17 protein-coding genes are annotated in these 16,895 nt (G+C 61.3%); 12 read left to right on the top strand and 5 right to left on the bottom strand.

Annotation, left to right across the window (positions count from 1 at the left end):
- Positions 1–266 precede the first annotated feature (266 nt).
- The 4 genes from ribH to O4H62_RS03310 all read left to right on the top strand — a co-directional run bounded on the left by ribH (position 267) and on the right by O4H62_RS03310 (position 4,910).
- Complete coding sequence (gene ribH / locus O4H62_RS03325) at positions 267–722, top strand: 6,7-dimethyl-8-ribityllumazine synthase (RefSeq protein ID WP_269385694.1); 456 nt, start codon at positions 267–269, stop codon at positions 720–722.
- A 2-nt stretch (positions 723–724) separates the two neighbouring features.
- The gene (gene nusB / locus O4H62_RS03320) at positions 725–1,234 is read left to right on the top strand and encodes a transcription antitermination factor NusB (protein WP_269385693.1); all 510 of its coding nucleotides are present in this window, start codon (positions 725–727) and stop codon (positions 1,232–1,234) included.
- A gap of 14 nt (positions 1,235–1,248) precedes the next feature.
- Positions 1,249–2,487 carry an MFS transporter gene (locus O4H62_RS03315; protein WP_269385692.1) on the top strand — a complete coding sequence of 413 codons (1,239 nt, stop codon included), beginning with the start codon at positions 1,249–1,251 and terminating at the stop codon, positions 2,485–2,487.
- 269 nt (positions 2,488–2,756) lie between these two features.
- Entirely contained in the window at positions 2,757–4,910 is a 2,154-nt protein-coding gene (locus O4H62_RS03310; protein WP_269385691.1) for a sodium-translocating pyrophosphatase, read from the top strand.
- Between the two features lie 113 nt (positions 4,911–5,023).
- On the opposite strand, the gene O4H62_RS03305 is transcribed toward O4H62_RS03310, so the two are convergent.
- Positions 5,024–5,533, bottom strand: coding sequence for an outer membrane protein assembly factor BamE (locus tag O4H62_RS03305; protein WP_430538364.1), 510 nt, complete (start codon positions 5,531–5,533; stop codon positions 5,024–5,026).
- A 136-nt stretch (positions 5,534–5,669) separates the two neighbouring features.
- On the opposite strand from O4H62_RS03305, the gene O4H62_RS03300 reads away from it, so the two are divergent.
- The 6 genes from O4H62_RS03300 to O4H62_RS03275 all read left to right on the top strand — a co-directional run bounded on the left by O4H62_RS03300 (position 5,670) and on the right by O4H62_RS03275 (position 10,239).
- Complete coding sequence (locus O4H62_RS03300) at positions 5,670–6,221, top strand: ubiquinol-cytochrome C chaperone family protein (RefSeq protein ID WP_269385690.1); 552 nt, start codon at positions 5,670–5,672, stop codon at positions 6,219–6,221.
- A complete protein-coding gene (locus tag O4H62_RS03295; RefSeq protein WP_269385689.1) occupies positions 6,218–6,781 on the top strand; it encodes a YceD family protein in 564 nt (187 codons plus the stop codon). Before O4H62_RS03300 ends, O4H62_RS03295 begins: the two co-directional genes overlap by 4 nt.
- A 96-nt stretch (positions 6,782–6,877) precedes the next feature.
- Positions 6,878–7,936 (top strand): phosphate acyltransferase PlsX, encoded by a 1,059-nt coding sequence (gene plsX, locus O4H62_RS03290; RefSeq protein ID WP_269385688.1) that lies wholly within the window; start codon positions 6,878–6,880, stop codon positions 7,934–7,936.
- A gap of 9 nt (positions 7,937–7,945) precedes the next feature.
- Positions 7,946–8,917: a beta-ketoacyl-ACP synthase III gene (locus tag O4H62_RS03285; protein WP_269385687.1), complete on the top strand. Its 972-nt coding sequence runs from the start codon at positions 7,946–7,948 to the stop codon at positions 8,915–8,917.
- 171 nt (positions 8,918–9,088) lie between these two features.
- Positions 9,089–9,418, top strand: a complete 330-nt coding sequence (locus O4H62_RS03280; RefSeq protein WP_269386287.1) for an integration host factor subunit alpha — start codon at positions 9,089–9,091, stop codon at positions 9,416–9,418.
- A 281-nt stretch (positions 9,419–9,699) separates the two neighbouring features.
- Positions 9,700–10,239 (top strand): MerR family transcriptional regulator, encoded by a 540-nt coding sequence (locus O4H62_RS03275; protein WP_269385686.1) that lies wholly within the window; start codon positions 9,700–9,702, stop codon positions 10,237–10,239.
- A gap of 73 nt (positions 10,240–10,312) precedes the next feature.
- On the opposite strand, the gene O4H62_RS03270 is transcribed toward O4H62_RS03275, so the two are convergent.
- Together O4H62_RS03270 and O4H62_RS03265 are read right to left on the bottom strand one after the other, a co-directional pair.
- Positions 10,313–10,516: a hypothetical protein gene (locus tag O4H62_RS03270; protein WP_269385685.1), complete on the bottom strand. Its 204-nt coding sequence runs from the start codon at positions 10,514–10,516 to the stop codon at positions 10,313–10,315.
- Positions 10,513–11,511, bottom strand: coding sequence for a LysR family transcriptional regulator (locus O4H62_RS03265; protein WP_269385684.1), 999 nt, complete (start codon positions 11,509–11,511; stop codon positions 10,513–10,515). The genes O4H62_RS03270 and O4H62_RS03265 overlap by 4 nt, the downstream gene beginning before the upstream one ends.
- An 85-nt stretch (positions 11,512–11,596) precedes the next feature.
- Between O4H62_RS03265 and O4H62_RS03260 the strand changes: the two genes are divergently transcribed.
- Positions 11,597–12,817, top strand: a complete 1,221-nt coding sequence (locus O4H62_RS03260) for a GNAT family N-acetyltransferase (protein WP_269385683.1) — start codon at positions 11,597–11,599, stop codon at positions 12,815–12,817.
- Between the two features lie 13 nt (positions 12,818–12,830).
- Positions 12,831–13,097 (top strand): hypothetical protein, encoded by a 267-nt coding sequence (locus tag O4H62_RS03255; protein WP_269385682.1) that lies wholly within the window; start codon positions 12,831–12,833, stop codon positions 13,095–13,097.
- Positions 13,098–13,280: 183 nt separating this feature from the next.
- Here O4H62_RS03255 and O4H62_RS03250 read toward each other — a convergent pair whose 3' ends face one another.
- Positions 13,281–14,906 carry a TadE/TadG family type IV pilus assembly protein gene (locus O4H62_RS03250; protein WP_269385681.1) on the bottom strand — a complete coding sequence of 542 codons (1,626 nt, stop codon included), beginning with the start codon at positions 14,904–14,906 and terminating at the stop codon, positions 13,281–13,283.
- A 270-nt stretch (positions 14,907–15,176) separates the two neighbouring features.
- Positions 15,177–16,832 carry a sensor histidine kinase gene (locus O4H62_RS03245; RefSeq protein ID WP_269385680.1) on the bottom strand — a complete coding sequence of 552 codons (1,656 nt, stop codon included), beginning with the start codon at positions 16,830–16,832 and terminating at the stop codon, positions 15,177–15,179.
- Positions 16,833–16,895: the final 63 nt, after the last annotated feature.

Below are 16,895 nucleotides of genomic sequence, written 5' to 3'. Positions count from 1 at the left end.
GCCTGCATATCGGAGTCGTCCCGCCGCGCAAAGATGCCGGCGCGGCCCACCGTCCGAGCCGGGATTGAAAAGCATTCAGTGGGAGCGCCCCCACGCACAGCCGTCGCGGGAGCGGACAAATGGCCGCTGCGGCCGCTCAAACAGCCATTTCCGCTTGCCAAGCCGCGGACAAAGTGATTTGACCGCGCTCTGATCCGACCCAATTCTCAGGTTCCAGTCAGGAACCCAGACGCGTGGCAATTCTGTCCGCAAAAAGGAAAGCCGTCATGGCAAAGCCCAAGATCCCGCATCTTCTGATCGTTGAAGCGCGCTTTTACGATGATATGTCCGATGCCCTGCTGGATGGTGCGAAGTCCGCGCTCGATGCGGGCGGCGCCACCTACGATGTCGTCACCGTCCCGGGTGCCCTGGAAATCCCGCCGGCGATCGCCATGGCGCTCGACGCGATGGACGAAGGCGGCGCCGAGTATGACGGCTTTGTCGCCCTCGGCGTGGTCATTCGCGGCGAAACCCACCATTTCGATATCGTCGCCAATGAATCGGCGCGTGGCCTGATGACCTTGTCGATTTCCGAATCGCTGGCGCTCGGCAACGGCATCATGACCACCGAGAACGCCGAGCAGGCCTGGGAGCGGGTCAGCAAGGACCGGCTCGACAAGGGCGGCTTCGCGGCGCGCGCAGCGCTGTCGATGATCGCGCTGAAAGACAAGCTGGCAGGCTGATCGTGGCGACAGAAGATACCTCCCCGCAACCGGCGTCCCAGCCGGAAGTCAAGGCCGCCAACCAACGCGGCGCTGCCCGGCTGGCCGCGGTCCAGGCGCTCTACCAGATGGATATCGGCGGCGCCGGCGTGCTCGAGATCGTTGCCGAATACGAAGCCCATCGTCTCGGCAGCGAGATCGATGGCGAGCAGTACCGTCCGGCCGATCCGGCCTGGTTCCGCGCCGTCGTCTCGGGCGTTGTCGAAAACCAGCGGGCGCTTGATCCGGTGATTCGCTCCGGCCTGACCGAGGACTGGCCGTTGTCGCGGCTTGACGCGACCCTGCGTGCCATCCTCAGGGCAGGGGCCTGGGAGCTTTCCGCCAAGAAGGACGTGCCGGTCGCCGTCATCGTCAATGAATATGTCGATGTGGCGCGGGCCTTCTTTGATGGCGAGGAACCCAAGATCGTCAATGCGGTGCTCGACCGCCTGGCGCGCAAGTACCGTGGCGACCCCAAGCCCGGCAAGGACTGACAAGGACTGAGCCTATGGCGTTTCTCGACAAGGTTGGACTGGCCGGGGCGACGGACGCCGAAAATCTGGCCCGCCGCAACGCGCTGCTGCTGTCCGGTGCGCAAGCCTTCGGCGGCGCTGCCGCGCCCATCGCCATTTCCATGGGCGGGCTGGCGGGTTTCTACCTGCTCGGCACCGACAAGTCGCTCGCCACAGCGCCGGTGACCGGTTTCAACATCGGCGTGGCGGTCGGCGCTCTACCTGCTGCCTGGCTGATGCGCCAGATCGGCCGCCGTCACGGCTTCCTGTCGGGCATGGTCATGACCGCGCTTGGCGGCATCATCGCGGCGATTGCGCTGTTCCGTCATGAGTTCTGGCTGTTTGCCTTCGGCATGGCCTTCATCGGTCTGGGCGGCTCTTTCGTGCAGCAGTACCGCTTCGCCGCCGCCGATGGATCGCCGACCAATTTCAAGGCGCAGGCCATCTCCTGGGTGCTGGCTGGCGGCGTCTTCGCTGCGATCATCGGGCCACAGACGGTGATCTTCACGCGCGAATTGTTCGATCCGGTGATGTTCGCCGGCTCCTTCGTGGCCCTCGTGCCGCTGGCCATGATCACCATGTCGATCCTGTGGTTCCTGCGCATCCCCAACGACACCAAGCCCGGCGACGCTGGCCACGACGAGACGCCGGCGCGTCCGCTTTTCGAGATCATCAGCCAGCCGCGCTTCGTCACCGCCATGATCTGCGGCGTCGGATCCTATGCCCTGATGACCTTCATGATGACCGGTGCGCCGCTGGCCATGGTCGGCTGCGGCTTCTCGCCCGAACTCGCCACGCTCGGCATCCAGTGGCATGTGATGGCGATGTTCGCACCGAGCTTCTTCACCGGCAAGCTGATCGCCCGCTTCGGCCGCGACACCATCACCGCCACCGGCCTCCTTATCCTGCTCGGTTGCGCCATCGTCGCGCATATGGGCATCGAGCTTTGGAACTTCTGGCTGGCACTGGTGCTTCTGGGCGTCGGCTGGAATTTCGGCTTCATCGGCGCCACCACCATGGTGACCATGACCTATCGCCCGTCGGAGAAGAACAAGGTGCAGGGGTTTCATGACGTCACCCTGTTCGGCATCGTCGCCTTTTCGTCGTTGATGTCGGGCAAGGTGCTCAACGCCTGGGGTTGGGATGCACTCAATACGCTGTTCTGGCCGGTGGCGCTGTTCTGCCTGCTGGCGCTTGGCGCGCAGATCCTTTGGGAACGCCGCCGGTCGTTCTGATCACGGCCGGGTCCAGACCGCCGGTCGGTCCCGCTCGAATTGCCGGTTTTCCTTGCGGGCTGCAGCGAGCTTTCCAATCCGGCAGCGTTTCCCAGAGCTTATTGGCCGTGTTGGGGCAATAACACTATATGCGCCCTTGACGACACCCCGCCTGTGTCGCAATCATCCGCCGCGATGCGGCAGGGTGCCCGGACGTGTGGTTCGTGCGCCTTTCGCTGCGCAGTATCTGGCCGGAGGGAGGATTCCGGCCGCATTGGAGGGATATCAGCATGACAATTCTTTTTGCTGTGATCGCCTGTGGATTGCTTTCCGTTGTCTACGCCATCTGGGCGACCAAGTCGGTGATGGCCGCCGACCAGGGCAACGCACGCATGCAGGAAATCGCAGGCTATATTCGTGAAGGCGCTCAGGCCTACCTGAACCGCCAGTACACCACCATCGCAATCGTGGGCGCGGTTGTTTTCGTTATCACCTGGGTGCTGCTCGGCGCCACCGCCGCCATCGGCTTTCTGATCGGCGCGGTTCTTTCGGGTATGGCGGGCTATGTCGGCATGCACGTGTCGGTTCGCGCCAATGTGCGCACGGCGCAGGCTTCGGCGGTCAATCTTGCCGGCGGCCTGGACATCGCCTTCAAGGCGGGCGCCATTACCGGCATGCTGGTGGCCGGCCTCGCGCTTCTGGGTGTTGCGGTCTACTACTATGTCCTCACCGGTCCGATGGCGCTTGCCTCCGACAGCCGTCAGGTGATCGACGCGCTGGTGGCGCTGGGCTTCGGCGCATCGCTGATCTCCATCTTCGCCCGTCTCGGCGGCGGCATCTTCACCAAGGGCGCCGACGTTGGCGGTGACTTGGTCGGCAAGGTCGAAGCCGGCATTCCGGAAGACGATCCGCGCAACCCGGCAACCATTGCCGACAACGTCGGTGACAATGTCGGTGACTGCGCCGGCATGGCCGCCGACTTGTTCGAAACCTACGCGGTGACCGTGGTCGCCACCATGGTTCTCGGCGCCATCTTCTTTGGCGGCATGGATGTGCTTGGCTCGGCCATGCTCTATCCGCTGGCCATTTGCGGCGCTTCGATCATCACCTCGATCGTCGGCACCTTCTTCGTCAAGCTTGGCACCAACGGTTCGATCATGGGCGCCCTCTACAAGGGCCTGATCGTTACCGGCGTGCTGTCGATCATTGGTCTGGGCGGCGCCACCTCGCTGACCATCGGCTGGGGTGAGATCGCCGTCATCGACGGCAAGGCGATCACCGGGACCAACCTGTTCATCTGTGGTGTCGTCGGTCTGATCGTCACCGCGCTGATTGTGGTCATCACCGAGTACTACACCGGCACCAACAAGCGCCCGGTCAACTCGATCAGCCAGGCATCGGTCACCGGTCACGGCACCAACGTGATCCAGGGTCTCGCCATCTCGCTGGAATCGACGGCTCTGCCGGCGATCGTCATCGTTGGCGGCATCATCTCGACCTACCAGCTGGCAGGCCTGTTCGGCACCGGCATCGCGGTTACCGCCATGCTCGGCATCGCCGGCATGATCGTCGCACTCGACGCCTTCGGTCCGGTCACCGACAATGCCGGCGGCATCGCCGAGATGTCGGGCCTTCCGCCTGAAGTCCGTCAGGCCACCGACGCGCTCGACGCGGTCGGCAACACCACCAAGGCCGTGACCAAGGGCTACGCCATCGGTTCGGCTGGTCTTGGCGCACTGGTGCTGTTCGCAGCCTACTCGAACGACCTTCAGTTCTTTGCCGCCAAGGCAAACGCGGAAGGCTCGACGCTCTATCCTTACTTCAAGGACATGGGCGAGATCTCGTTCGACCTCTCCAACCCCTACGTGGTTGCCGGCCTGATCTTCGGCGGTCTCATCCCCTACCTGTTTGGCGGCATCGCCATGACGGCCGTGGGGCGTGCTGCCGGCTCGATCGTCGAGGAAGTGCGCATGCAGTTCCGCAACAAGCCGGGCATCATGGCAGGCACCGAGAAGCCCGATTACGGCCGTGCGGTGGACATCCTGACCAAGGCCGCGATCCGCGAGATGATCGTGCCGTCGCTGCTGCCGGTCCTGGCTCCGCTGTTCGTCTATTTTGGCGTGCTGCTGATCTCCGGCTCCAAGGCTTCCGCCTTTGCCGCCCTCGGCGCCTCGCTTCTGGGCGTGATCGTCAACGGCCTGTTCGTCGCCATCTCGATGACTTCGGGCGGTGGCGCATGGGACAACGCCAAGAAGTCCTTTGAAGACGGCTTCGTCGACAAGGACGGCGTCAAGCACGAAAAGGGATCGGACGCCCACAAGGCTTCCGTGACCGGTGACACCGTCGGCGATCCGTACAAGGACACCGCCGGCCCGGCCGTCAACCCGGCGATCAAGATCACCAACATCGTAGCACTTCTGTTGCTGGCAGTGCTGGCGCACTGATCCAGCGCAAGGCAATTGCCTCAGACTGAAAAACCCCGCGGAGAGCGATCTCCGCGGGGTTTTAAATGTCAGGTCCTGTATGGATTGGCCTCAGCGATCCCGAACAGGAAGGATCAGTTGTTGCCACCAAGAATGTTGCGGGCCGTGTTTGCTGCCGATTCCGAACTGGTGGCGCCCGCCATCACCTGCGCCAGGAAGGACTTGTCGACACCGCCGGTCGGCGTTGTCCGGGAGATCATGTCGAACACCCTTCCATCCTGCAGCGTGTAATTGGCGATCTGCTTGACCGTGCCCTCTTCATCGAAATAAACCGCCAGCACCGTCTGATCGACCAGCTTCTGCTTCATGAACATGGCGGGACGGGTACGCTTCTGGGATATGTAGTAGAAGACCTCGTTGTCGAAGGTTGCCGTGGTCGACGGCGTGCCGAGCGACAAGAGCACCTGTTCGCGGCTTGACCCGACAGGCGTCAGTTCGAGCGCGGTCTGGTCGACGACGTACCCTTGATGGAAGACTTCGCCGGTGGTGCAGCCGCCGAGCGCGACCGTTGAGATGACCGCAATTGCAGCGCCGAGACGCAATTTCCGTCCGGTTGCCTTGAAAACTCTTATCGTCAACGACATCTCCCTTTGGCACGCAGGCTCGAAAGCCGCAGCCATTGCGTTTTGCGTCCCATTCGGTAAACCAGCTTCCGCACGGATGCAACACACCAGTCTCTCGCAGTTGCGATGATATCCATCGGCCATTGAAGGCATTTTCATGATCTGGAACCTGTTCAAGCGAAAAAAATCCAATCAGGCTCTGGTTGAAAGGCAATATGCCGAGATCACCGGAGCAGCTCGGTCGCCGGTTTTCTACGAGGCCATGGGTGTGCCCGATACCGTCATGGGGCGGTTCGAAATGATCTCGATCCATCTCATTCTATATCTGCGCCGCACCGGCTCCGCCGGCGAGGCGGCCCGGGGGCTGGCGCAGGATCTTGTCGACGCCTTCTTCGAGGATGTCGACCATTCGATCCGTGAGCTCGGTATCGGCGACATGGGTGTGCCCAAGCGGATGAAAAAGCTGGCAAAGATGTTCTATGGCCGCGTGAAGTCCTACGGACAGGCGCTGGACACTGGTGATCGCCAGGGCCTGGTCGATGCGCTCAGGCGCAATCTTCATCCGGAAAGCGGAGACGAAGCGCCGCCCATGCAGGCGCTGTCGGACTGGATGATCGCCACGGCACGGTCGCTTGGCGATGTGCCTGAAGAAAAGCTGGCGGCCGGGCAACTCACGTTCAAGTCCATGGATCGGGAGGTGATCCGATGACCGCTCCGGACAAGGATCTGTTTTCCTACGAGGTCAAGGTCAGCCACGTTTCGACCAACCCGATCACGGTCCGGATTTCCGCCGATGCGACCGATCTCAAGCGGCTTGGCCGCCAGTGGAGCGTGACTGAAGTCCGGAGTTTTGAAGCCGAACTGGTCCTCGGTCGCTGGAAACGCGACGGGATCCGGGTGAAAGGCCATGTCAGCTCCGCGATCGTGCAGGAATGCGTCGTCACCCTGGATCCGGTTGAGCAGCAGATTGAAGAGGATTTGGAAGCGGTGTTCCTTCCCGAGAATTCGCGGCTGGCGCAGCGGCCCGTCGATCGCAATGGCGAGATGTTTCTCGATCCCGACGGCCCGGATCTGCCTGAACTGTTTACCGGCGATTCGATTGATGTCGGGGCGGTAGCGGCCGAGTTCGCAGCCCTTTCGATCGATGCCTACCCGCGCAAGGAAGGCCTTGAATATACCGATCATGTGGAAAGCGATCCGGCTTCGGACAAAAAACCGTCACCTTTTGCGGTTTTGCAGGGTCTCAAGCGCGACGAATCCGCCGGCTAGCTTCACATGTGATGACAAAGCGGTTGTACACCGTGCGAAAACGGGTATTTTCGGCCCACAAATCCGGCCTATAGAGCCGGGGACAAAGGACGGGGCGTGATCAGGATTGCGGTTGATTTGATGGGGGGCGACCATGGCCCCAAGGTTGTCGTGCCCGGCGTCGCCAAGGCGCTGGAGCGCCATCCGGACATCCGCTTTACCCTGTTTGGCCTCGAAGGCGAATGTACGCCGGTCCTCGACAAGTTCCCGGCACTGCGCGAGGCCTCCACCTTCGTGGCCTGCGAAGTGGCCGTGAGCATGGACGACAAGCCGAGCCAGGCGCTTCGGCACGGCCGCTACCGCTCATCGATGTGGCGCGCCATCGAAGCGGTCAAGACCGGCGATGCCGATGTCTGCGTTTCGGCAGGCAACACCGGCGCCCTGATGGCGATGTCGCGGTTTTGCCTGCGCACCATGGCCAACATCGACCGGCCGGCCATCGCCGCGATCTGGCCGACCATCCGCGGCGAAAGCATCGTTCTCGATGTCGGCGCGACCGTTGGTGCGGATGCCCAGCAGCTGATCGATTTCACCATGATGGGGGCCGCCATGGCCCGCGCGCTGTTCGAGATCGAAAAGCCGACCGTCGGGCTGCTCAACATCGGTGTCGAAGAAATCAAGGGCCAGGAAGAGGTCAAGGAAGCCGGACGCTTGATCCGCGAGGCGGCGATGCCGAGCTTTGACTATTACGGTTTCGTCGAGGGCGACGATATCGGCAAGGGAACCGTCGATGTGGTGGTGACCGAGGGGTTCGCCGGAAACATCGCACTCAAGACCGCGGAAGGCACCGCCCGCCAGATTGCGGGCTATCTGCGCGCGGCGATGTCGCGAACCCTGATGGCCCGCATCGGCTACCTGTTTGCCAAGGGCGCATTTGACCTGTTGCGCGAGAAAATGGATCCCGGCAAGGTCAATGGCGGGGTCTTTCTCGGCCTCAACGGCATTGTCATCAAGAGCCACGGCGGTGCCGACGTGGAAGGCTTCGCTGCGGCCGTTGACGTTGGCTATGACATGGCCCGCAATGGTCTCAAAGCCAAAATCGAACATGATCTCAACCTTTATCATACCCGCCGCTCAGCGCTTGCTGTGCCGGTCGTGGACAGTTCTTCCAGCTAGGATGCCAGCATGATCCGTTCCGTTGTCCGTGGTTTCGGGGCCCACCTCCCAGATCGCATCATGAAAAACAGCGATCTTGAGGGCGTTGTTGAAACCAGCGATGAATGGATCGTCCAGCGGACCGGCATTCGCCAGCGCCATATTGCCGGCGAGGGCGAAACAACGGCATCCCTTGGCGAGATGGCGGCCCGTCAGGCGCTTGAACGCGCCAATATGACGCCGGCCGACATCGATCTCATCATTTGCGCGACGTCCACGCCGGACAACACCTTTCCCGCCACTGCGGTCAACATCCAGAACCGGCTGGGAATGCACCATGGTGCGGCGTTTGATGTCCAGGCGGTCTGTTCGGGCTTCATCTTCGCCGTGACGACGGCCGACAGCTACATCAAGTCCGGTGTTGCCAAGCGCGTCCTGGTCATCGGCGCGGAGACTTTTTCCCGGATTCTCGACTGGAACGACCGGACCACCTGCGTTCTGTTTGGCGACGGCGCCGGCGCCATCGTCCTGGAAGCCGCCGAAGGCGAGGGGACGACAGCTGATCGCGGCGTTCTGACCGCGCATTTACGCTCTGACGGCGCGCATCGCGACAAGCTCTATGTCGATGGCGGCCCGTCGACCACCGGCACGGTCGGGCATCTGCGCATGCAGGGCCGGGAAGTGTTCAAGCATGCGGTCGGCATGATCACCGATGTGATCGAGGCGGCCTATGCCGCCACCGGCATTGGCTCCGAGGATATTGACTGGTTCGTGCCCCACCAGGCTAACCGCCGCATCATCGACGCATCTGCCCGCAAGCTCGGGATCGATGATTCCAAGGTCGTTGTCACGGTTGATCACCATGGCAATACCTCCGCGGCCTCGATTCCGCTGGCTCTTGCCGAAGCCGCGTCCGATGGCAGAATCAAGAAAGGTGATCTGGTTCTGCTCGAGGCCATGGGTGGCGGATTCACCTGGGGTTCGGTGCTTTTGCGCTGGTAGTCGCATCGCCCGCGCAACAAACAATTAACCATCTCTGCACCGCTGTCTTGCTGCCCGCGAGGGAAATCGAAGCCATTTGCGGGAGTTGCTTGACCTTGAGGAACATGATCCATAATGTTACCGAACTGCATCTATGGGCGGCGGGGAAGCTGACCAGTTTGGTTGGAAAAAATGAGTGGTAAAACGATTACCAGAGCTGATCTCGCGGAAGCGGTTTTCCGTAAAGTCGGGCTTTCTCGAACTGAATCAGCGGAACTCGTTGAGATGGTCATAGATGAAGTGTGCGGCGCGATTGTCCGGGGCGACAGCGTCAAGCTGTCTTCGTTCGCTACATTCCAGGTACGCGACAAGAAGGAACGGATCGGCCGCAATCCCAAGACAGGCGAGGAAGTTCCGATCAGCCCGCGCCGCGTGATGACCTTCAAGGCATCCAACGTGCTCAAGAACCGTGTTCTCAAGGGCCATCTCGCACGCAAGGGCAAGGCCAAGGCCAGACCCTGAGCGGTTTTCAGCCTCGGCGGTGAGCGCCGAACCAAGCGCAAACCTGTGCGGAAGCCGGCTGAGGCTACAGCAGCACTTGATATTCTTGCCGCAAAGCTTTGAAATGATGTTCGCTTGACGTTGCCTGACCGCGATTCGTGATGGCATGGATGCAACGCTCCCACACAGCGCCCGGACGGTTCCGTCGGCAAAGCGGGTGGGGCGCATCAGACTGCAGCATTTCCGGCGTCGGTTGTCCGTTTGCGTGGGCGCCCGGCGTTATTTGAGATCGGAGTGGCCCAATGGACAAGAGCCCTGACGCGTTCCGGACGATATCCGAAGTGGCGGAAGATCTGGATCTTCCGCAGCACGTGTTGCGGTTCTGGGAAACCAGGTTCACCCAGATCAAGCCGATGAAGCGCGGCGGTGGCCGGCGCTACTACCGTCCCGACGACATCGAGCTGCTCAAGGGGATCCGCATCCTTCTCTATGATCAGGGCTACACGATCAAGGGCGTCCAGAAGCTGCTCAAGCAGAACGGCAACAAGTTCGTCATTGCCATAGGCAGCGGCGACATGGCTGCGGTGGAAGCGCTCTCGGCCGCCATGATGGAAGAGCAGCCCGCAGCCCGGGCGCCTGCGGCCGAAGAGGATCAGCTGGTCGGCAAGCCGAGACTGCCTTCCACCCGCCGGTTTTTCGGGCTGGGCGGCGACGCCGGAAAGCCGGAGGCCGAGGCGCCGGAGAACGGGGCAGGCGGGCTCAAACGTGATGACCGCGCGCTGCTGCAGGAAGCCCTCTACGATCTGCTGGAATGCAAGCGTCTGCTCGACCAGGTGCGCTGAGGTCGGCAACGGCGGGGTTCGCCGGAGCATGTCCATTCAGGCTGAGGCAGTTTTCATGAGGGCAAGCCGGACCCTAGTTCAGCAATCTGTCATGCAGGCTGCGCGCTTCGGCGATCGCTGCCTCAAGATGCGCTTCGAGTTGCCCAAGCTCTTTTGTCCTGGCCAGGGCCAGAGCCATTTCCAGTTGCATGATGACCATGGCGATACGGTCGTGTTCGTCCTGCGTCGCCAAGGTCACGATTTCCGGGGCAGGTCGGGAGAGGCGGCGCAGTGTCATGAGCGGGCTGTGAACCCCTCGAAATAGGACTTGAGATCCTCGCGCGAGAACTGCTTCTCGATATCCGCGGGGTTCATCGTCTCGGCCCCGAACCATGGGAATTTCCGGTCGTCGAAACTCTCGCTCAGAAAATCGATGAATCCCCTGTGCCGCGCACTCTTGGCCACTTCGGGATGCATCGCAAGCCAGATCTCGACGCGGAAATCGAAGCCGAGATCGACATGTTCCACATCGCCGCCGATGGCTCTGGCGTAATTCGGCATCAGCCCGATGCCAGCGCCCTTGGCGACGGCCCAGTAATGCGCCGACGAGAAATTGGTCTTCATCCGCACCATGCGCTCGGCGATCTTGGGTCCGAAGACCTTGTCCAGTTCATAGCCGCGCAGCTGGTCCGTCTGCTGTTCGACCACCCGGTGGTTGACCATGTCGGCGACACTTTTCGGCCGCCCGAACTTCTCGAGATAAGCGGTGCTGGCAAACGGGGTCAGATGCAGGTAGCCAAGCCGCTTGACCTTCAGTTCAGGCCGGTTGGGCATCTCCAGTTGTACGGATATGTCGGCTTCCATGCGCAGGACATCGACCGAACGCATGGCGCATTGCAGTTCGATCCGGTTCTGCGCGCCGGTGTCGTTCATGTAATCGACAATGCGTGGCGTGAGCCAGAAACTGCCCAGGCCCTCGGTGATGGCGAGCCGGATTGGTCCACTTGCTTCGCGTTCGGCCATCGCCGCCACGCGCCACATGTCGGACACCGAGCTTTCGACATCGCGCGCCGCAAGCACCACCCTGCGCCCTTCATCGGTCAGCCGCACACCCTCGGCTTCGCGAAACAAGAGCAGATAGCCAAGCTGGTCCTCGAGACGGGAAATGGTGCGCCGTGACGTGTTGACGGACATGCCGAGTTCGTCCGATGCCTTGCGGAAACTGCACAGTCTCGCCACGGCCAGGAAGACCCTGATGCTGTTCCAATCGGCGTTGCGCCATTGGTGTTCCATGGGGGGAACTCTCTGTTACATTCTTTGCCAAAGTCAAATCGGACCGCCGCGGCTAGGTTATCCGGATAAAAAGGGATTGCCCGCCATGTCAGCCACACCACAAAATAGTCTTTCATCAGTAAATGCAAGTGCATTGGCCGACGAGACGGCTCTGGAAGCCGAGCGCATGCATCGCGCCGCTGCTATGGTCAGCGTCACCAACCGGCTGGAACAGGCCGAGGTGCCGCGCCTGCTTGAAGCCGCCGGCAAGATCATCGGCCGCCTGGCCGAACCGGAGACGGTCATTCGCGTCGCTGAGAAGAACGCCGACGCGGTCTGGTTGTTCACCCGCCGAGGCAGGGCCCGTCCGGAAGGCTTCATGTCCGCCCTGCTGCTCAACGAAGCAGGCCGCTCGGCGCTGCTGGACGGATCCCTCAACCTGCTCGATCCGCAGAACGAGTACCTGGTCAGCCAGCATGAACGCCCCGCCGCGATCTATGTCTGGGCAAGCTTCACGCCGGGTATTCTCGCCGCCGGCATCAACCGGGTGATGGACCGGTTTGATTCTCCCCACTACGCCCAGGCCGACATCATCTCCACCTCGTTCACCCTGCGTGGTCACCGCGCCATGGTTAGGCGCGGATTTGAGCAGGGGGTTTGGCACGAAGGCCAGCTCCGCGAGGATTTCTACATGATCCCGCGCAGGCCCGAGACGCTGGCGTCGCGCCAGCCGAGTTATGCCACCTACGACCCCGTCCTGCGTCCGACCGGGATCCGGGTGGTCAACGGTTTCGAAGACATGATGCGCGTCGCCGCCGTCCGCTCCGCGGTCTATATCGGCGAGCAGGCCTGTCCCTATGATGAAGAGTTCGACGGCAACGATCTTGCCGCCACCCATCTTCTGGCCTTGGTCGACAACGAGCCGGCCGGTTGCATGCGGCTGCGGTTCTTCGGCGACTTTGCCAAGCTGGAGCGCCTTGCCGTGCGCAGGGAGTTCCGCACCTCCCGGACCGCATTTCAACTGGTGCGGGCCAGCGTTGCGCTCTGCCGGGAAAAGGGCTTCCGGCGCATCTACGGCCATGCACGGCAGGATTACCTCGGTTTCTGGCAGCACTTCGGTTTCAAGCTCAAGGAGAACGGCGCCCCGTTCGCCTTCTCCGATCATGTCTTCGTCGAGATGGTGGACGACATCGAGCCGTCGCCGACCGCACTGTCGCTCAAGGATGCCCCCTATCGGCTGATCCGGCCCGAAGGCGCCTGGCATGCACCGGGACCGCTCGAGGCATCGGCGCTGCGGCAGCCTGACGCCCTTGGCTGGCAGGCTTGAAGGGGGAACGGTCATGACATCCGACACCGGTTCCTATGCCTGGATCATCCGCACGCTCGTGACCTGCCGGGACGAGGCGGATCGACTGAAGCTCGGCGATCTGAGCCGCCTGATCAACATGGCCGTATTGCAGACCGCACTCGACTGGGAGGGAGAGGAACCCTCCCGTGTGTCGGATTCGAGCCTTGAGGCGCTGTTGCGGCTGAAAATGAAACTCGCGTTCTCGGAGCGAAGCGACAACGTCTTCGTTCTGAACTCTAAAACCGCCGGGGAAGCCTAACGACCTGCGGTTTATCCGGGTGGGCGCAGGGTTGACGCCACCGCACGCGGCGCGCCCGCCCGGTTTTCCTGTTCTCTCGCTCCCGTCATGTGCCGGGGCATGCTTTCGTCACGAAAGGGCCGGGACCAGCCACCCGATCCCGGCCCTTTTGCAGCTCGAAAGGAGTCAACTCGACAGTTGGTCTCAGGAGGTGAGCCTGAGCTTGACCACGCCCTTCTTGATGGCGTCAAAGATCGGCGCCAGCTGGCTGCGCGAGGGAGCGTCGAAATAGTGGCTCTTGCTCGACGCGCACTCCGAGAGCAATGTCCCGGTGCCGATGTCGGGCTCCTCCAGCCTGATCGTGAAGATCTCGATGCCGTCGTCCTTCGCGTTCGTGCAGGCCGCCAGCGTCTTCTTGTCCAGCGCGTCGTTGGTCTGGCCGGTCGAGGCGGCGGTCAGATTGTCCAGCCGCCCGTCGACGAGATAACCCATGCTGGTGTAGCCGGACCCGAGATCATTGTTCAGATTGCCGAACGAGTTCTGCCCGTCGGTCAGGAAGATCATGATCTTTTCGACCGAGTTGTCGCTTTCGCTGGCGCCTCCGCTGAACGGTTCGCGGCTCGACAGCACCCGCCATCCCCACATCACGCCTTCAAGCATGTTGGTCGAACCGTTGGCTTTCAGCTTTTTCACGGTCGTGGTGATTTCGGATGCGTTGTCGGTCAGCGGCACCAGCGGTTCCACTTCGCACCCGAAGCCGGGCCCCTTCGGATCGTTCTTGTTGGAATAGAAGCTCGAGGGCGAAAAGTCGGTCTTCGGGTTCTTCCATTTCATCACTTGCGCGATGGCGTCATCGGTATCCTTGGGTTTGACATATTTGCCGGTACGGCCGTAGCGGACGAGTTGATCTTCCTTGTCGGCTTCCGAGGGGTTCTTCTTGCCCATGCTCTTGCCCGCATCCGCGAGATAGGAGTTGGGATATTTGTAGGGTGTGTCAGGTTCATCCACGGCGAAGAAGGGCGTGAACAATGAGTTCTTGTCCGCCGGATCCGGAACGGTATCGTCAACATCATGCAACGCCTTGCCATTGGCGACACGGGTTTCGACGCACCCCGGCCAATCGACCTTGAGATGCCTGAACATGGCGAAACGGCTGAATTCCGACGGCAGGTCTGATTGCGGAATCGGTGCCTTGGCGTCCTGGTCTAGCCATGCGGCCGCCGGCTTCATGACCTTGCCGGCGCCGTTTATCTCCGGTCCATATTCGGGCCCGACATTGACGAACCCGGCATAGGGCACGAGCGCGAACTTGATCTGGTCCTTTTGCATGCCGAGGTCCATCATCCCGTCAACCAGGCCGATCACCGCATTCTGCATGGAGGTCAGCTTGCCGCCGGCCATCGATCCGGTTGTGTCGAGCACAAGAGCGATCTCGTATTTGGTGAAGGCATAGGTTGCCTCCGAAGAAACGGTCACGGGCATGCTTGACTTGCCCAATATGCCGCCAAAGACCAGCGGCCGGTCGACGCTGGCCTGAACGCCGGCAACCCCATCCTTCAGCTCGACGGAAACCTGAGCAGCGGAAAGGCCGTAATTGGCGCTGACAATGCTCCTGGCAATTGCATCTGCCTGCTGCTGGGTGATGTTGCCCTCGCGGGCAACGGCCAGGGCGGCGGCGTCCGCCGCATTCTGCAACCCGCTCTTCTCGAGGCTCAATCCGACGTAATCAACCGCAAGCCCGCCTGCGAGCATCACCGGCACCGCGAGAATTCCAAATGTCAGGCCGAAATTTCCGGAAGTGTCGCGATGGAAGGAGGTTTTTTTATGCATGCTTTGACTCCGGACTCTCTGGCATCGGCTCGGAAACGGAACAATTTCAATTGCCCTCGACCATCTCTGACGAGTTCGTTTCTGATCAGGACTCTAGCAGCAAGGGTTAAAAAACCGGTTTCTAATATAGATACATATTTAGGGGGCTCTATGTTTGCCGAGGAACATGCCCACGGCTCATGACCGAAAGGGGAACGCCATTCCTCCAGTGCGTTTCAGCGGTGCCGTGGGCAGGGAAACGAAAACATGCCGCCGGCGGGTATTTTACGATTAGGCGAGAACTGCCCGGTTCAAGGTCGTCACTGGCGCGTTGAGGGTCCAGACCAGCCCTGACGCATGATAGTTGATGTCGGTCTTGCCGTTCAGCGCCGCACTGAGATGACGATCGAGGATCTGTGTGCCGAAACTGGTCTGCTCGGGCGGCGTCACCGGCGGTCCTCCGGTTTCCTGCCAGCGCAACTCCAGCCGTTCCCCGGTCTCGGATTGCTCCGTCCTCCAGCTGATTTCAACCTTGCCGGTGTCGACACTCAGAGCACCGTATTTGGACGCGTTGGTGGCAAGCTCATGAACCGCCATTCCGAGATTCTGAACCGCATCCGATCCCAGATAGAATTCGGGCCCGTCCAGCACGATGGTCGTGCCGATCGCACCGAAGGTATGCAAATGGTTCTCGATCAGATCCCGCAGCGTAATGGCCTTCCATTCACTCGCTGTCAGCAAGTCGATTGACCGGCCGAGCCCCGTGATCCTGTCGGCTGTCGTAGCAACCAGCTCCTGAGGCGTTTTTGCTTTCTTGGAGCTCTGGCGCACCATCGCCAACACGATGGAAATCAGGTTCTTGGTCCGGTGAGCGAGCTCCCGCATCACCATTGTCAGTTGCTCTTCCTTCTGGCTCCGGTCGTAGGATGCGTTCGACAGCGCCCGTGCAATCTGGTCGAGTTCGCGGATGCGGGTCTGGATTGGAGCGACAATGCGGCCCTCGCCGACGCCCTCCGCCATGCGGGCAATTCCCCGTACCTCATTCTGGATAAGTCTTGACCCCGCGTAGATGACAATGATGCACACGCCGAGCAGCACAAGTGTTCCCGTGATCAGGATCTTCCATGTCTTCAGGATCGAGGCCTGCGCGGAGGCGAAGGGGCCCGAGATCACCGCGTTCCACGGTGTTCCTCTGATTGGCGCATAGGCCAGAATCTGCTCTTCGGGGTCATCGAAATGCGTGATGAAAGGCAAGCTGGATAAATCTTCGGCATCGATCCTGTTGGGCAGGAAGTCGGGCGCGGTCATCTTTATGGATGAGGGGCTTTCGGGCACGAGCGTGTTGCCGTTGCCATCGATGATGGCAGCTGTCCACCCCTCGGGAAGCGGCAGTTCCGCAACCGCACTGGCAAGATCGTCGGCGTTCATGGTCGTCACCAGTACGCGTGCATCGGAGGTCGCGGAAACATCAAGCGGCTTGAGAACGTTGAACACCCACTTCCCGCTGGTCTTTCCCATGAAGAAGCTGGAGACGACCGGACGACGGGATTCCAGGGCGCTGTTGAAACCGTCGCTGTTGGAAATCGTTCCGAGCGGCGCGCCATACTCCACGCGTGTATTCAGGAGCTGGTTTCCGGCCTCGTCGACAAGAATGACGAACTGGCCCGTTTCGCGCAGCGCAAACTGGCTCCTGCGGTGAAAGGTTTTCAGATCGCCATTTGCCAGTTCCTCCGTCGATGCCAGCAGGTTCACCGTGGTCGTCATGCCGTCGATGACTGGTTCGACCGCACGCGCAATGCTCTGCGCGGACCTGAGTGTCTGCCTTTCGACGGATAGGGCTTCGCTCGACTGCAACTGCGCTGCGAGAAACCACAGGAACAGGCTGAACGGAGCGATTATCCCGAACAGCGCCACTGTCAGCCATGTCGATATTGTGTACCTTCGCAACGCAGATTCCGCCTGTGATCAAGAGCGTTCGAGACTCGAACACAACCGTAAGCGAGTCAATTA

The organism is Parahoeflea alexandrii (assembly GCF_027214025.1).
In the GTDB taxonomy this organism is placed as follows: Bacteria; Pseudomonadota; Alphaproteobacteria; order Rhizobiales; family Rhizobiaceae; genus Hoeflea; species Hoeflea alexandrii_A.
The sequence above is the reverse complement of the archived record's forward strand: the minus strand, read 5'-3'. Positions and strand labels throughout refer to the sequence as shown.

Coding starts and splice junctions, on each gene's coding strand:
- ribH (WP_269385694.1), top strand. CDS start 267: ATGGCAAAGCCCAAGATCCCGCATCTTCTGATCGTTGAAGCGCGCTTT.
- O4H62_RS03315 (WP_269385692.1), top strand. CDS start 1,249: ATGGCGTTTCTCGACAAGGTTGGACTGGCCGGGGCGACGGACGCCGAA.
- O4H62_RS03310 (WP_269385691.1), top strand. CDS start 2,757: ATGACAATTCTTTTTGCTGTGATCGCCTGTGGATTGCTTTCCGTTGTC.
- O4H62_RS03305 (WP_430538364.1), bottom strand. CDS start 5,533: ATGTCGTTGACGATAAGAGTTTTCAAGGCAACCGGACGGAAATTGCGT.
- O4H62_RS03300 (WP_269385690.1), top strand. CDS start 5,670: ATGATCTGGAACCTGTTCAAGCGAAAAAAATCCAATCAGGCTCTGGTT.
- O4H62_RS03295 (WP_269385689.1), top strand. CDS start 6,218: ATGACCGCTCCGGACAAGGATCTGTTTTCCTACGAGGTCAAGGTCAGC.
- O4H62_RS03285 (WP_269385687.1), top strand. CDS start 7,946: ATGATCCGTTCCGTTGTCCGTGGTTTCGGGGCCCACCTCCCAGATCGC.
- O4H62_RS03280 (WP_269386287.1), top strand. CDS start 9,089: ATGAGTGGTAAAACGATTACCAGAGCTGATCTCGCGGAAGCGGTTTTC.
- O4H62_RS03275 (WP_269385686.1), top strand. CDS start 9,700: ATGGACAAGAGCCCTGACGCGTTCCGGACGATATCCGAAGTGGCGGAA.
- O4H62_RS03270 (WP_269385685.1), bottom strand. CDS start 10,516: ATGACACTGCGCCGCCTCTCCCGACCTGCCCCGGAAATCGTGACCTTG.
- O4H62_RS03265 (WP_269385684.1), bottom strand. CDS start 11,511: ATGGAACACCAATGGCGCAACGCCGATTGGAACAGCATCAGGGTCTTC.
- O4H62_RS03260 (WP_269385683.1), top strand. CDS start 11,597: ATGTCAGCCACACCACAAAATAGTCTTTCATCAGTAAATGCAAGTGCA.
- O4H62_RS03255 (WP_269385682.1), top strand. CDS start 12,831: ATGACATCCGACACCGGTTCCTATGCCTGGATCATCCGCACGCTCGTG.
- O4H62_RS03250 (WP_269385681.1), bottom strand. CDS start 14,906: ATGCATAAAAAAACCTCCTTCCATCGCGACACTTCCGGAAATTTCGGC.